Here is a 13573-nt window from a genome sequence, read left to right as displayed (position 1 = left end):
TGGCCACGCCGATGTCCACGCCGATGTCCACGCCGACGAGTGCGCCCCTGTCGTCCCGACGACTCCGTCTCTCCCAGCAGGTCATCCGCTTCGCCGGCGTGGGACTGCTCTCGACCGCCCTGCACCTCGGCCTCTTCGCGGCCCTGGTGCGGGGCGGTGCCCCCTCGCAGGTCGCCAACGGGGTGGCGCTGGTGCTCGCGACGCTCTTCAACACCGCCCTGAACCGCGCGTGGACCTTCGGGATCTCGGGCCGCCGCCGGCTCGTCTCGCACCACGGCCAGGCCCTCGTCATCTTCGCGATCACGTATGCCGCCACGACCGTCGCGCTCGCGGTGCTCGGTGCGGTCGCGCCCGACGCGGGCACGGTCACCCAGACGGTCGTCGTGGCGGTGGCCAACGTGCTGTCGACGGCGGCCCGCTTCGTGGCCATGCAGCGGTGGATCTTCCGCACCCCGACAGACGTCGCGGCGGCTCCCGTCGGCACCACCGCCCCGGCGGACGCACCCACGGACCGCCACGACCCGGCATACGTGGTCGAGGGTGTGCTCGAGGGGCAGCAGCGCGAGGGTTGACGGCGGTCCGTCGGGACGCCCGACGACTCAGTCGCGGTCGTCGGGCGCGGAGCAGGCCTCCCACCACGGATCCTGGTGGGCGGCGACCACCTCGTCGATGTCGCTGTCGCTCAGCTGGATCCGCGTGCCGACACGGGGCGCGACCATGCGCACACCACGGTCGGCGGCGGCCCGCCGGGCCCAACGGATGGGCTCGCTCCACCAGTGCGTGGCGAGGTTGAAGGTGGCCCAGTGGATGGGCAGCAGCACCGAGTCGGTCTCACCCTTGTTGACCTCGAGGTGGGCGTCGATGGCCTCCTCGGGGTTGAGGTGGATGTCGGGCCAGTGCACGCTGTAGGCGCCGATCGGGATGATCGTCAGGTCGAACGGGCCGAGGTCGGCGCCGATGTCGGCGTAGCGGTGGGTCGGCCCCGAGTCGCCGCCGAAGAAGACCGAGTGGCGCGGGCCGTGCAGCGACCAGGCCGCCCACAGCGTCTGGTTGCGCACGAAGCCGCGGCCCGAGAAGTGGCGGGCCTCGGTGCAGGTGAGGCGGATGCCGGCGATCTCGGTCTCCTCGCGCCAGTCGAGGCTCGTGATGCGACCGGTCGGCACACCCCACGACCGCAGGTGCGCGTCGACCCCGATGGGCACGACGTAGTGCGGCTGATGGGTGCGCTCGAGCTGGCGGATCGAGGGCTCGTCGAGGTGGTCGTAGTGGTCGTGGCTGATGACGACGGCGTCGAGGTGCGGGATCTCGGCGATGCGACCGGGCACGGGGTGCAGCCGCTTCGGTCCGGCGACGACGGACGGCGAGGCGCGCTTGCCGAAGACCGGGTCGAGCAGGAAGCGCCGCCCGTCCAGCTCGACGACGCTCGTCGCGTGGCCGTACCACGTGACGGCGAGGTCGGACGGCTCGTGCGGATGCCGGGGCGTCACGAGGGGCACGTCGCCCTTGGGTCGGCCGCGACCGAACTCGCGCACCATCGTGGCCAGCATGCTGCCCGGGCCCTCGGCCTCGGACGTCGCGACCACATGGGTGGGCTCGTGGGAGCGGAACTCGCCGTCGCGGTAGTGCGGTGACGCGGCGACGCGCTGTCGCTGGGACGCGGTCGATGCACCCATCCGGCGGAGGATCGGGAGCTGCACGGGCTTCTCCTGCCTGTCGTGCCTCACGGCTCGGCGGCCACGCGGGCGCGGGCTGCCGTCATTCTCGTCCAGCGACGGGGCGGCCGCCCGAGTTCCCGGGGTCGTATGCCGTGTGGCGCGGGACGGGCTCGTCAGTCGCGGTCCTCGGGGGCGGCGCACTGCTCCCACCACGGCTCGGCGTGCGCTGCGGCGACGGCGGTCGCGTCTCCGGTCGTGAGGTCGACTCGCTGGCCGACCTGCGGGAAGGCGACGGGGACGCGCGCCTCGACGGCGGCCCGGCGGATGCGGCGGACCGGCTCGGCCCACCAGTGCATCGAGAGGTTGAAGGTCGCCCAGTGGATGGGCACGAGCAGGGACTGCCGGGCGGCGGTCTTGACCGTGCGGGTGGTCTCGGTGCGCTCGCCCTCCTCGTGCGTGCCGCCGGGGGTGTCGATGCGCTGGTCACCCTCGATGAAGTCGTCGGCGATGCCGGCCTCGTCCTCGGTGAGCGCGTGCGCCTCGTCGCCGATGCGGTTGACGTCACGGTGCGCGGCCAGGGCCTGCTCGGGGTCCATGTGGATGTCGGGCCAGAACGAGTCGTAGGCACCGACCGGCATGAGGGTCACGTCGAAGGGACCGAGGTCGGCACCGATGGCGGCGAACCGCTTGGACGTGCCCGAGTCGCCGGCGAAGTAGGCCGAGTGGCGGGGGCCGTGCAGGGCCCAGCCGGCCCACAGGGTCTGGCTGTCGACGAGCCCGCGACCGGAGTTGTGCCTCGCCTCGGTGCAGGTCAGGCGGATGCCTGCGACCTCCGTCTCGCCGCGCCAGTCGAGCGCGGTGATGCGCGACTCCGGGACGCCCCAGGCGAGCAGGTGAGCGTTGACGCCGAGCGGCACGACGTAGTGCGGCCGGTGGGTCTCCTCGAGGCGGACGATCGACGGCTGGTCGAGGTGGTCGTAGTGGTCGTGGCTGAGGAGCACGGCGTCGATGCTCGGGATGTCGGCGATGGACCCGGGCACCGGGTGCATCCGCTTCGGTCCGGAGTGCCGGATGGGGGAGACCCGCTCGCTGAAGACCGGGTCGATGAGGAAGCGGGCGCCGTCGATCTCGAGGACGCTCGTCGCGTGGCCGTACCAGGTCACCGCGAGCTCGCCAGGCTGCTGCGGGGGCTCGGCGGTGACGACGGGCACCGTGCCGACGGGCTGTCCGCGACCGCTGACGCGGATCGCGGCGATGAGGGCGCTCGTCTGGGCGCGCACGCGCGGCCGCAGCGACGGCTCCTCTCCCTCGAAGCGGCGGTTCGTGAAGTTCGGCGAGTCCTGCACGAAGGGCAGGATCGCCGCGGGCGAGGCGCCCATCCGGTTCATCACCCGCACGAACTGGCGCGCGCGGGTGCGCGAGGAGACCTTCTCGATGGCGGTCGAGAGGGCCCGCACGGAGGGGCGGTCGGAGGTTCCGAGGCTGCGCATCGGGGACCTTTCACGAGGGGAGAGGGGTGCGCTGAACGTACCCGCACCGGAGTCTGCGTCATCATGGTGTTGACGTGACACCATGATGGTGTCATAGTGATGCGCATGGACATCACCGAGTACGTCGACGCACTGCGTCGGGATCTCGCCCAGGCGGCCAGGGCGATGGGTCCGGAGACCGAGCAGGCCGCCGAGCGGATCGGCTTCGCCCTCGACTCCTCCGCCCGTCTCGCCCTGATGGACGCCCTCTCGCACGCTGCGGCCGAGATCACCAACGAGCTCGAGGGCACCTCCGTCGAGGTCCGCCTCCAGGGCCGCGAGCCCGTCTTCGTCGTCGTCGGGGGCGGCCCCTCCGCCCTCGTCGACGACACCCAGGCCATCACCACCGATGACACCACCGTGGTGTCACCCGACGACGAGGGTGCCGAGACCTCCCGGATCACCCTGCGCCTGCCCGAGGCCCTCAAGGTCCGCGCCGAGGAGCTCGCCACCGGCCGCGGCCAGTCGCTCAACACGTGGATCGTCAACGCGGTCCGCGCCGCCACCTCGTCGGGTCCGGGCCCGATGCCCCCCTTCCCGCCGATGCCTCCCGGACCGCAGTTCGGTCCCGGCGCCCCCGGCCGCAACCGCTCCTCCAACAAGCGGGTCCAGGGCTGGGTCCGCTGACCCACCCGGCACCTGGTCCACCACATGGCCCACCACCTGCACGACGCACGCCACACGGCATACGACCACCACCCAGCGCACCACGAGCAAAAGGGGACTTCCCATGGGCACCACCCTCGAGACCCGCTTCGACACGACGGGTCCCATCAACCTCAAGGCCGAGCTCCTCGTCGGCGACCTGATCCTCACGGTCGGCACCGGCACGGCCACGACCGTCCGCCTCCACCCGCACGGCAAGTCCGGCGCCGAGATGGCCGAGAAGTTCACGGTCGAGGCGCACGGCAACGACGTCTCCGTCATCGCGCCGAAGCTGCGTGACAGCTTCTTCTCCCTCGGCAGCAAGGGCTCGGTCGACGTCGACGTCGAGCTGCCCGCGGGCAGCTCGGTCGACGCCAAGACCGGCGCCGGCGACGTCACCGCCGCCGGGCTGCTCGGAGAGGTGCGCGCCAGCACCGGAGCGGGAGACCTCGTCTTCCACGAGCTGGCCTCGGCCCGGCTCAAGTCCGGGTCCGGCGACATCACCCTCCAGGCCGCGAGCGGCGACCTCGACGCCAAGACGGGGTCCGGCGACATCACCGTCGGCACCGGCGGCGGACGCCTCGACCTCGTCTCGGGCAGCGGCGACATCTCGCTGCGCCGCTCGGACGCGGCCGTCAAGGCCAAGACCGGTTCGGGCGACCTGCAGATCGGTGCCTCGACCGGCGACCTCGAGCTGACCACCGGGACGGGCGACGTCGACCTCGGCGCGGTCCACGGCGGCGACGTGCGGGCCCGCACCGGCACCGGCGACGTCACCATCGCGGTCGCCCACGGCGTCGCGGCCTACCTCGACCTCAACACCGTCACGGGCGACGTCGACATCGACCTCGAGGGCACCTCCGGCCCCGGCGACTCCGAGGCCCAGGCGCGGCTCACCGTCCACTCCGGCAGCGGCGACATCCGCGTCAAGCGGGCGCAGGTGAGCCTCGCATGAGCCTGTCACTCCAGGAGGCGGTGGCCCGCGAGCGCATCGTCGAGCGCATCGCCGCGGCGCACCACGCGCAGCCCGTCCACCGCCACGCGAGTCGCGTCCGTCGTCACGTCCGCGCGGCCATCCTGCTCCGCAGCCTCGCCGAGCGGCTCGACCCCGCCGCCGAGCCGGCAGTCGTCCCGCCGCACCACCCCGTGACGGCGCCGCACGCGGGCAGCCCCCGGCCGTGGACCGCGGCACCCCGCCGGGCCCCGCACCGACACACCTGACCGCCACCCCCTCCCCACGGAGCCCGTCGACACCCGTCGGCGGGCTTCGTGCACGATGCGGCTCCGTGTCGCGGGTTGGGCGCCTCGTCCGTGGTTCACCGGTGACGACGGGACGCGGCACTGACCGGGATCCGGGGCGGTGGGGGGTTCGTATGCGGTGTGGCTCCGTGTCGCGGGCCGGGCGCCTCGTCCGTGGTGCACCGGTGACAAGCGGACACAGCACTGACCAGGAGCTCGATCGGGGGCGAGCCGCGTGGAACGATCGGACCATGTACGTGCCCAAGGCCAACGTCATGGACGACCCCGACGTCGCGGCCTTCCTCACCGCTCACTCGGCTGCCCACCTCGTCACCGTCGGGCCGTACGGCCGCCCCGACTCGACGCTGCTGCCGGTCCTCGTCGACGGTGACCGGGTGGTCGGGCACCTCGCGCGCGCCAACGACCACTGGACGCGGATCGCGCCCGCGTCACCGGCGCTCGTCGTCGTCGGTGGTGCCGACGCCTACGTCTCGCCGGGGTGGTACGCGAGCAAGGCCGAGCACGGACGTGTCGTGCCGACGTGGAACTACAGCGAGGTGCAGCTGCGCGGTGCCGTGACGGTCCACGACGACCCCGACTGGGTGCTCGACGTCGTCACGCAGCTCACCGAGCGGCACGAGTCCGGACGAGAGAGGCCCTGGGCCGTCAGCGATGCACCGGCGAAGTACGTGCGCGGACGGCTCCGCGCGATCGTCGGCATCGAGGTCGTCGTCGAGTCGGTCGAGGGCAAGGCCAAGCTGAGCCAGAACCGGTCCGGCGCCGACCGGGAGGGCGCGATCACCGGACTCCGTGCCGAGGGTGGCCCCATGGCCCAGGTCGTCGCTGACGAGATGGAGCAAGCCCTTCGCGGCTGAGCAGCACCGCCCTGCAAGGCATCTGCCGCAGGGCCCCACCCGTGCCTGTCCCGCGCCAGACCCACCCGCGACCCATGCCTGATGCATCCCTTGGGCACAGATGCCCCACAGTTGCGGACCCGACGGTGGAGCCATGGACACGACACCTCGCCCCGGACCCTCGACCCTCCGCTCCACGTTGCGTCGTGGCCTCGGCGCCGCCGGTGCCGCTGTTGCCGTCGCCTTCGTCGGCACGGCCGCACTCGGTGCCGGCCAGGCCCACGCGGCCGGTGTCGCCGGCGGCCTGACGCCGGTGCGCACTGCCCCCGACCCGGCCCCGCACCCCCACCGCAACCACGCCGCCCACCCGGCCAACCTGCCGGCCGCCACGACGTCGGCCTACCGCTACTCGTTCCGCGACGGACAGCTCATCCGCCTCTGACCAGGCACCGTCGAGAGGCCATGTCCGGCCCTGGCGGCACCGTCGAGAGGCCACGTCCGGTCCCCTGGGCACGGTCGAGAGGCCACGTCCGGCCACCTCTGGACCGTCGAGAGGCCACGTTCGGCCCTGACGGCGCGGTCGAGAGGCCACGTCAGGCCAGGGGCAACCGCCGTGACCCGCCACGGTCGGCAGTGACGGACGCGGGTGGCGTCAGCGGGACGGGTCGAGCCAGGCGTGCACCAGCGGCACGACCGACGCACCCTCGCCGCTCGCCGCAGCCACCCGCTTCATCGACCCGGCGCGGATGTCGCCGGCCGCGAAGACGCCCGGCACCGTCGTCTCGAGGCTCTCGGGCGGCAGCCCCCCGCGCCAGAGCTCGAGCGGGACGTCCCGCCCGGTCAGGACGAAGCCGCGCGCGTCGCGGACGACCTCGTCGGGCAGCCAGTCGCAGTGCGGCGCCGCACCGATGAGCAGGAAGAGCCCCCGGCACTCGCGCCGCTCCTGCGTGCCGTCCGACGTGTTGCGCACGGTGACCCAGCCGAGCCGGGCGTCGTCGCCGGCGCCGCCCTCGACGACCTCCGAGCAGCCCTGCACCGTGATCCGGGGGTTGTAGCCGATCTCGCCGACGAGGTAGTCCGACATCGTCTCGGCGAGGGTCTCGCGCCGCACGAGGATGGTCACGGACCGGGCGAAGCGGGCGAGGTGGATCGCGGCCTGTCCCGCGGAGTTGCCGCCGCCGACGACGATGACGTCGTAGCCCTCCATCTCGCGGGCTGCCGTCATGGCGCTGCCGTAGTGCACGCCGAGCCCGACGAGCTTCTCGATCCCGGGTGCGTCGAGGCGGCGGTACTTGACGCCGGCCGACACGACGACGGCACGGGCGAGCAGGTCACCGCCGTCGGTGCACAGCCGGTGCGGCTCCCGGTTGCCCTCGGCGTCCACCGCGCCCGGCTCGAGGGAGGTGACCGGCCAGCCGGAGAAGAACTGGGTGCCGAAGCGGATCGCCTGGTTGCGCGCCCGCTGGGCCAGGCGCATACCACTGATGCCCCTCGGGAAGCCGAGGTAGTTGCGGATCATCGACGACGTGCCCGCTTGCCCGCCAACGGCTTCCGCCTCGAGCACGACGGTGCTGAGGCCCTCGGACGAGGCGTAGACCGCGGCCGCGAGACCTGCGGGGCCGGCGCCAACGATGGCGACGTCCACGACCCGGTCGATGTCGACGTCCGCCGGTCGTCCGTAGATGGCCGAGGCGACGTCGCGCACGCTCCGTGCGCTGCCGACGCGCTGGTTGAGGTCCATGAAGACCGGGAACTCCGGCTCGGCGCCCTCGGCAGCGAGGAGCTCGAGGACGTGCCGGCCCTTGTCGCTGTCGGGTGGGTAGACGCGGTTGGGCAGGCCCATTCGGTCGAGGTAGTCGCGGATGCTCAGCGTCAGCGCGTCCTCGACGGGCGAGACGATCGCGACGGCGACGACCTCGGGCTCGGCGACGGTCGAGCCCCAGTCGGACAGCAGCTCGCAGATGGCCGTGTGGAACTCCTCGTCGCGAGCACCGCGCGGCGCGAGGAGGTAGGCGTCGTACTTCCCCTTGGCCATGCCGCCCCGCAGGCTCTCGGCGTCCTCGCGGAACGTCGACACGTGAGCGGCGATGACCCGACGGGCCGTGGGCACCGTCGCGCGCCACCAGTGGAAGGCCTCGAAGACCTCCGCGTCGGGCAGGCGCGACTCGGTGACGAACATCGCGACCTGGCCGCCCTCGGCGACGACGCGCTTCGCCTCCTGCTTGGCCTCGCGGGCCGACGTCGCCGTCGGCAGGTCGTAGTCGCGGGCGTAGCGCCCGAACTCGTCGAGCAGCTCGTCGGAGCGGGTCTCGGACACGAGGATGATCGCCGGCTTCACCCGATCGATCCTAGGAGGCTGCGCCCTCCTGGGGTATGCCGTCAGGCGAGTCCGCGACCGCCGGTCGTTCGCGCAGGGTGAGCCACAGGCGGTGCGCGGTGATGACGGCCAGCGCCCAGGCGAGCCCGATGAGCCAGCCGGCGAGGACGTCGGTGAGCCAGTGGTGGCCGAGGAAGACGCGGGACAGGCCCATGGCGAGGACGAAGACCGCACCGACCGTGATCGCCAGGGTGCGCTGCCAGGCGGCGGTGGTCTCGATGAGGACGAGGTAGACGATGACGGTGGTGAGCACCGTCGCGTTGAGCGTGTGGCCGCTGGGGAACGACGCGGACACCTCGAGCGGCGGCACGGCCAAGGAGGCCGGCGGCCTCGCCCGGTCGACGAAACCCTTGCCGACGATCGTCATCGCGAGCGACCCAGCGGCGGCGATGAGGGTCAGGACGATGGGCGTCCAGCGTCGCCGGCGCCACGTGATGAGCGCGACCGCCACGAGCGCGAGGATGGGCATGCCGACCGGTCCGCCGACGTCGGTGAACGCCGTCACCGCCGCGTCGAGGCCGGGGGAGCGCAGCGTGATCGCGGCGTCGAGGACGGGCTGGTCGACGACGGTCAGCCCGTCGCGCCCGACGACCCCCTCGTAGACGGTCTCGACTCCCTCGACGAGGGCGGCCATGACGACGAGGGCCACCACGGCGAAGACGACGAAGGCCAGGTGCGCCGACGACCACGAGACGACCCGGCGCGCGGCCGGCCGGAAGGCGCGGGCCACGCCGGCGAAAAGCCCGACGAGCCACCGTCCGAACCGGGTGTGCCAGGTCGTGAGGTCCCGGGCGCCGATCGTGTCGTCCGGTGTGCGCGAGCGCGTGGAGTCTGGCATGACCCATCCTTACCCGCAGTGACCCGCAGCGACGGCGCGACCCGGCGAACACGCTCGGGCCGCCGCCACACGGCATACGCGATCGGGCGGCCGAGGGGGCAGCACAGAGCCCCCGCTCAGGTGGGCGAGCGGGGGCTCTGTTCGGTGCTGCCCGTCCCCGACGGGCCAACCCTGGGCGCCCCTCCACGAACACCCGGGCTGTTGCCAGGACGCCCGAGGGCGTCCCTTTCAACCTGTAGACGAACGGGCGCTCGTTTCATGACACGGTTTCTGCCGCGTCGAGCGAGGAACTTTCCGGGGAGGGTGACGAGCCTCAGGCCGCGGCGTGCTCGCGAGCCGGCGCGCCGGCCGGAAGGTCGGTGACCGTGGCACCCCGACCGCGACGGAGCGCACCGTTGGGCAGCGACAGGCGGAAGACCTTCTTCCAGGCCGAGGCGACCTGGCGGGGCAGCGAGCCCGTCGTGTAGGTCAGGCCGTAGCGGCGGAAGAGGTCCTGCACCTGCGGCGCGATCTGCTGGTAGCGGTTGCTCGGCAGGTCGGGGAAGAGGTGGTGCTCGATCTGGAAGCTGAGGTTGCCGGTCATGAAATGCATGGCCTTGCTGCCGCTGATGTTGGCCGAGCCGAGCATCTGGCGGAGGTACCACTCGCCGCGCGTCTCGCCGACGATCGAGCGGCGCTCGAAGGTCTCGACGCCCTCGGGGAAGTGGCCGCACATGATGACCGAGTGGGTCCAGAGGTTGCGGATGAGGTTGGCCGTGGCATTGGCGCCGAGCGTGCTGAGGAAGGACGGGCCCGACAGCAGCGGGTGGATGACGTAGTCCTTCGTCATCTGGTTGCGGATCTTCTTCAGCGTCACCTTGGCCCGCGCGCGGAAGTCGGGGTCCTGGCGGCGCTCCTTGGTGGCGAGGTTCTTGCCGAGCTCGAGGTCGTAGGCGGCGATGCCGTACTCGAAGAAGCAGGCGTTGACGAAGTTCCACAGCGGCTGCGCGGCGTAGAGCGGCACCCAGCGCTGGTCCTCGTCGACGCGCATGATGCCGTAGCCGAGGTCGTTGTCCTTGCCGATGACGTTCGTGTACGTGTGGTGCAGCTCGTTGTGCGAGTGCTTCCACTGCTCCGACGGGCTGGCGTTGTCCCACTCCCACGTCGTCGAGTGGATCTTCGGGTCACGCATCCAGTCCCACTGGCCGTGCATGACGTTGTGGCCGATCTCCATGTTCTCGATGATCTTGGCGACGGCGAGGCCGGCCGTCCCGACGACCCAGGCCGGCGGGAACATGGAGACGAGCAGCACTGCGCGAGAGCCGAGCTCGAGCTTGCGCTGGGTCGCGATGACCTTGCGGATGTAGGCCGCGTCGTCGGCGCCGCGGGTGTCGATGACGGACTGGCGGATCGCGTCGAGCTCGACGCCGATCTGCTCGATGTCCTCGGGGCTGAGGTGCCCGATGGGGTTGTGGGCCTTCTTCTGCAGGACGGTCATGGTGACTCCTCTGGTCCGGGGTCGGGTGGGTCTGTGGGTCGGGTGGGGGTGGTGCGGCCGGGCGCTCAGTGGTCGATGACGCAGGCGCCGGCGGCGGCGGAGATGCAGGTCTGGACGGGGACGCCCCGGCCCTCGGTCTCGCCGGGCGTCGCGGTGGTCACCTCGCCGGTGCGCAGGTCGCGGACGGCGCCCTCGCGCAGGGGCAGGACACAGCCGAAGCAGATGCCCATGCGGCACCCGGACGGCATGAGCACGCCGGCTGCCTCGGCGGCGTCGAGGATGGGGGTCGCGCCGTCGGCCTCGACGGTGGTGCCCGAGCCGGTGAAGTCCACGGTGCCGCCCTCGCCGACGACGAGCGTGCTGGCGCGGAACTGCTCGGTGAGCAGCGAGAGCCCGCGGGCGTCGTGGTGGGTCTGGAGGGCGTCGAGCAGCCCGCCGGGACCGCAGGCGAGGGTCTGCCGGTCGTGCAGGTCGGGCACGAGCGTCTCGAGGTCGGCGACGTCGAGCACCCCGTGCTCGTCGTCGTAGCGCGCGACGAGCCGGATGAGTCCCGCGCCGTCGAGCGCGCGGAGGTTGTCGATGAAGATCGAGTGAGGCTCGCTGGGCGCGACGTGCACGACCACGATGTCGTATGCCGCCGCGCGGGGCAGGCGCACGACGCCCGAGTCCGCGACGGGGAAGAGGTTGCGCAGCATCCCGATGACGGGCGTGACGCCGGACCCCGCGGTGACGAAGAGGAACTTGCCCCCGTCGGTCGGCAGCACGAACTCGCCCTGGGCCTGCTCGAGGTGCACGAGGGTGCCCGGCCGCGACTCGCGCACGAGGTGGGTGCTGACGAGCCCGTCGGGCACGGCCTTGACGGTGATCGAGATGTTGCCGTCGGCGCGCGGGCCGTGGGTCAGGGAGTAGGCCCGCCACTGGCGCACGCCGTCGACGTCGACGCCGATGCGGACGTACTGCCCGGGCACGTGCCCGGCCCAGTCGGCGCCGGGGCGGATGACGAGGGTGGCCGCGTCGGCGGTCTCGGGGTGGACCTCGACGATGCGCCCGCGCAGGTCGGCGCCGGGCCGCAGCGGGTCGAAGAGGTCGAGGTAGTCGGCGGGCAGCAGCGGGGAGGTCGCGCGCTCGGCGAGCTGGAGCAGGCGTCCGCGCAGGGTGGGGCGGGGTGCTCGGGGCGAGGGGCTCGAGATCTTCGAGAGTCCGGTCAGGCTCATGTCTCCAGCATGACTGAGGGTCAAGGGTAAGATCCTGACCGCACGGCGTGAAGTGCGGGGGAACTCTTGTTCGGAGGGAACAGTCGATGGCCAAGGACACTGCGAGCGCCACGGCGCTCGGCGCCGCCGACCTGCAGCTCGACGACGCGGTGCTGCGCGCCCTGCGTGAGCGGCTGGCCGCCATCGCCACGACGACGGTGGCCGCCGTCGTCGACGAGGTCCCCGAGTACCGCGGTGCCCTCGGCGGCACGGCGGGCGCCACGATCCAGCGCGCCGTCCAGATGGCCATCGCCGGCTTCCTCAAGCTCGCGGGCGGGGGCCGCGACGTCGACCCGAGCACGCCGCTCGGCCCGACCCGCGAGGGTGCCTACGCCCTGGGTCGCGGCGAGGCGCGAGGGGGCCGGTCCATGGACAGCCTGCTCGCGGCCTACCGCGTCGGTGCCCGGGTGTCGTGGCGCGAGCTGGCCCGGGCCGCGGCCGACGCCGGCCTGCCCGCGACGACGATGGCGAAGTTCGCCGAGCTGCTCTTCGCCTACATCGACGAGCTCTCGGCGGCCAGCGTGGCCGGGCACACCGACGAGCTGACGACGAGCGGGCGGGTGCGCGAGCGCTACCGCGAGCGGCTGGGCCAGCAGCTGCTCGCCGGCGCGGGCACCGACGTGCTGACGGCGGCCGCGGCGCGGGCCGAGTGGTCGCCGCCGGCCTCGCTCACCGCCGTGCTGCTGCCCGCGGCCGAGGCGCGTCGCGCGCTGGCGTCGCTGGGCGCCGACACGCTGATGGTCGGCGAGGACCTCGAGGGGATCGCCGACGCGGACCCCGACCACCCGCTGACGCTCCTGCTCGTCCCCGACGCCGACGGTCCCGGACGGGTGCACCTGCTGCGCGTGCTCACCGGCCGGCACGCCGTCGTGGGGCCGGCCCGGCCATGGGCCCTGGCCCGCTCGTCCTACGACCGCGCCGCTCGCACCGCGACCCTCGCTCGCCCGTCTCGCACCGGCGCGCCGGTGGACTCGGAGCGACACCTGGCCGACCTCGTGCTCACGGCCGACGCCGAGGCGCTCGCCGACCTCCGCGACCGGGTGCTCGCGCCCCTCGCCGACCTGCCGCCGGCCACGCAGGACCGGCTCGCCGAGACCCTCCTGGCGTGGCTGCTGCACCAGGGTCGACGCGACGCGGTCGCCGCCGAGCTGCACGTGCACGCCCAGACGGTGCGCTACCGGATGGGCCAGGTGCGCGAGCTCTACGGCGACCGGCTCGCCGACCCGGCCGTGGTCCGCGAGCTCGTGATCGCCCTGTCGGCCACGTCCCCGCCGGGGTAGCGGGTCAGCCGTGCGCGGACCGGTGCTCGGACCGCCAGTCGGTGTAGGCCGCGACCTGCTCGACCGCGTCCCACGCCTCCTTGAAGATCCGCGCGGACTCGGCCTTGTCGGGGTCCTCCGGGCCGCGGGGCAGCTCGCGCCGCCCGTGCGACCCGCTGTGCCCACGCTGGTCCTCCGGGACCGGGCCGTCGTACTTCCGGCCGCCCGCGCGGTTGGCGTAGCGGCGCGAGCGCGTGTACTTCCGCCAAGCCCGCCCGGGCTGAGTTGGCGTGGCGGTCTGACGTTCCTGGGCACGCCGATCCCGGCCCGGGCTGAGTTGGCGTGGCGGTCTGACGTTCCTGGGCCCGCCGATCCCGGCCCGGGCTGAGTTGGCGTGGCGGTCTGACGTTCCTGGGCCCGCCGATCCCGGCCCGGGCTGAGTTGGCG

14 protein-coding genes are annotated in these 13573 nt (G+C 72.9%); 7 read left to right on the top strand and 7 right to left on the bottom strand.

The features are described 5' to 3' along the window. Positions 1 to 11 precede the first annotated feature (11 nt). Positions 12 to 572 (top strand): GtrA family protein, encoded by a 561-nt coding sequence (locus ABD297_RS09340; protein ID WP_344254621.1) that lies wholly within the window; start codon positions 12 to 14, stop codon positions 570 to 572. Positions 573 to 599: 27 nt separating this feature from the next. On the opposite strand, the gene ABD297_RS09335 is transcribed toward ABD297_RS09340, so the two are convergent. Both ABD297_RS09335 and ABD297_RS09330 read right to left on the bottom strand, forming a co-directional pair. Next, the gene (locus ABD297_RS09335; RefSeq protein ID WP_344254620.1) at positions 600 to 1697 is read right to left on the bottom strand and encodes an MBL fold metallo-hydrolase; all 1098 of its coding nucleotides are present in this window, start codon (positions 1695 to 1697) and stop codon (positions 600 to 602) included. Positions 1698 to 1828: 131 nt separating this feature from the next. Beyond that, the gene (locus tag ABD297_RS09330; RefSeq protein WP_344254619.1) at positions 1829 to 3145 is read right to left on the bottom strand and encodes an MBL fold metallo-hydrolase; all 1317 of its coding nucleotides are present in this window, start codon (positions 3143 to 3145) and stop codon (positions 1829 to 1831) included. Between the two features lie 105 nt (positions 3146 to 3250). On the opposite strand from ABD297_RS09330, the gene ABD297_RS09325 reads away from it, so the two are divergent. From ABD297_RS09325 to ABD297_RS09305, 5 genes are all read left to right on the top strand, one after another. Then, the gene (locus ABD297_RS09325) at positions 3251 to 3811 is read left to right on the top strand and encodes a toxin-antitoxin system HicB family antitoxin (protein ID WP_344254618.1); all 561 of its coding nucleotides are present in this window, start codon (positions 3251 to 3253) and stop codon (positions 3809 to 3811) included. A 103-nt stretch (positions 3812 to 3914) separates the two neighbouring features. Next, on the top strand, positions 3915 to 4784 hold the full coding sequence (locus ABD297_RS09320; protein WP_344254617.1) for a DUF4097 family beta strand repeat-containing protein: 870 nt from the start codon (positions 3915 to 3917) through the stop codon (positions 4782 to 4784). Continuing rightward, positions 4781 to 5050, top strand: a complete 270-nt coding sequence (locus ABD297_RS09315; RefSeq protein WP_344254615.1) for a hypothetical protein — start codon at positions 4781 to 4783, stop codon at positions 5048 to 5050. Before ABD297_RS09320 ends, ABD297_RS09315 begins: the two co-directional genes overlap by 4 nt. Positions 5051 to 5319: 269 nt before the next feature. Continuing rightward, complete coding sequence (locus tag ABD297_RS09310; RefSeq protein WP_344254614.1) at positions 5320 to 5943, top strand: FMN-binding negative transcriptional regulator; 624 nt, start codon at positions 5320 to 5322, stop codon at positions 5941 to 5943. A gap of 133 nt (positions 5944 to 6076) precedes the next feature. After that, positions 6077 to 6364 carry a hypothetical protein gene (locus ABD297_RS09305; RefSeq protein WP_344254613.1) on the top strand — a complete coding sequence of 96 codons (288 nt, stop codon included), beginning with the start codon at positions 6077 to 6079 and terminating at the stop codon, positions 6362 to 6364. Between the two features lie 210 nt (positions 6365 to 6574). Here ABD297_RS09305 and ABD297_RS09300 read toward each other — a convergent pair whose 3' ends face one another. From ABD297_RS09300 to ABD297_RS09285, 4 genes are all read right to left on the bottom strand, one after another. After that, a complete protein-coding gene (locus tag ABD297_RS09300; protein WP_344254611.1) occupies positions 6575 to 8260 on the bottom strand; it encodes an NAD(P)/FAD-dependent oxidoreductase in 1686 nt (561 codons plus the stop codon). Positions 8261 to 8270: 10 nt separating this feature from the next. Continuing rightward, positions 8271 to 9137 (bottom strand): phosphatase PAP2 family protein, encoded by an 867-nt coding sequence (locus ABD297_RS09295; RefSeq protein WP_344254610.1) that lies wholly within the window; start codon positions 9135 to 9137, stop codon positions 8271 to 8273. Between the two features lie 313 nt (positions 9138 to 9450). Then, a complete protein-coding gene (locus ABD297_RS09290; RefSeq protein ID WP_344254609.1) occupies positions 9451 to 10614 on the bottom strand; it encodes a fatty acid desaturase family protein in 1164 nt (387 codons plus the stop codon). Positions 10615 to 10679: 65 nt separating this feature from the next. After that, entirely contained in the window at positions 10680 to 11828 is a 1149-nt protein-coding gene (locus tag ABD297_RS09285) for a ferredoxin reductase (RefSeq protein ID WP_344254607.1), read from the bottom strand. 86 nt (positions 11829 to 11914) lie between these two features. On the opposite strand from ABD297_RS09285, the gene ABD297_RS09280 reads away from it, so the two are divergent. Then, positions 11915 to 13147 (top strand): PucR family transcriptional regulator, encoded by a 1233-nt coding sequence (locus ABD297_RS09280; RefSeq protein ID WP_344254606.1) that lies wholly within the window; start codon positions 11915 to 11917, stop codon positions 13145 to 13147. Between the two features lie 4 nt (positions 13148 to 13151). Here the strand turns inward: ABD297_RS09280 and ABD297_RS09275 are convergent, their stop codons facing one another. Continuing rightward, the gene (locus tag ABD297_RS09275; RefSeq protein ID WP_344254719.1) at positions 13152 to 13499 is read right to left on the bottom strand and encodes a DUF4385 family protein; all 348 of its coding nucleotides are present in this window, start codon (positions 13497 to 13499) and stop codon (positions 13152 to 13154) included. Positions 13500 to 13573: the final 74 nt, after the last annotated feature.

The organism is Terrabacter carboxydivorans, assembly GCF_039532035.1.
GTDB classification, from domain to species: domain Bacteria; phylum Actinomycetota; class Actinomycetes; order Actinomycetales; family Dermatophilaceae; genus Terrabacter; species Terrabacter carboxydivorans.
Note: the sequence above shows the minus strand (reverse complement) of the source record. Positions and strands in the feature narration are given on the sequence as shown.

Excerpts from the sequence above, each read along its gene's own strand:
- ABD297_RS09340 (WP_344254621.1), top strand. The coding sequence starts at position 12 with ATGTCCACGCCGATGTCCACGCCGACGAGTGCGCCCCTGTCGTCCCGA.
- ABD297_RS09330 (WP_344254619.1), bottom strand. The coding sequence starts at position 3,145 with ATGCGCAGCCTCGGAACCTCCGACCGCCCCTCCGTGCGGGCCCTCTCG.
- ABD297_RS09325 (WP_344254618.1), top strand. The coding sequence starts at position 3,251 with ATGGACATCACCGAGTACGTCGACGCACTGCGTCGGGATCTCGCCCAG.
- ABD297_RS09320 (WP_344254617.1), top strand. The coding sequence starts at position 3,915 with ATGGGCACCACCCTCGAGACCCGCTTCGACACGACGGGTCCCATCAAC.
- ABD297_RS09315 (WP_344254615.1), top strand. The coding sequence starts at position 4,781 with ATGAGCCTGTCACTCCAGGAGGCGGTGGCCCGCGAGCGCATCGTCGAG.
- ABD297_RS09310 (WP_344254614.1), top strand. The coding sequence starts at position 5,320 with ATGTACGTGCCCAAGGCCAACGTCATGGACGACCCCGACGTCGCGGCC.
- ABD297_RS09305 (WP_344254613.1), top strand. The coding sequence starts at position 6,077 with ATGGACACGACACCTCGCCCCGGACCCTCGACCCTCCGCTCCACGTTG.
- ABD297_RS09295 (WP_344254610.1), bottom strand. The coding sequence starts at position 9,137 with ATGCCAGACTCCACGCGCTCGCGCACACCGGACGACACGATCGGCGCC.
- ABD297_RS09290 (WP_344254609.1), bottom strand. The coding sequence starts at position 10,614 with ATGACCGTCCTGCAGAAGAAGGCCCACAACCCCATCGGGCACCTCAGC.
- ABD297_RS09285 (WP_344254607.1), bottom strand. The coding sequence starts at position 11,828 with ATGAGCCTGACCGGACTCTCGAAGATCTCGAGCCCCTCGCCCCGAGCA.
- ABD297_RS09280 (WP_344254606.1), top strand. The coding sequence starts at position 11,915 with ATGGCCAAGGACACTGCGAGCGCCACGGCGCTCGGCGCCGCCGACCTG.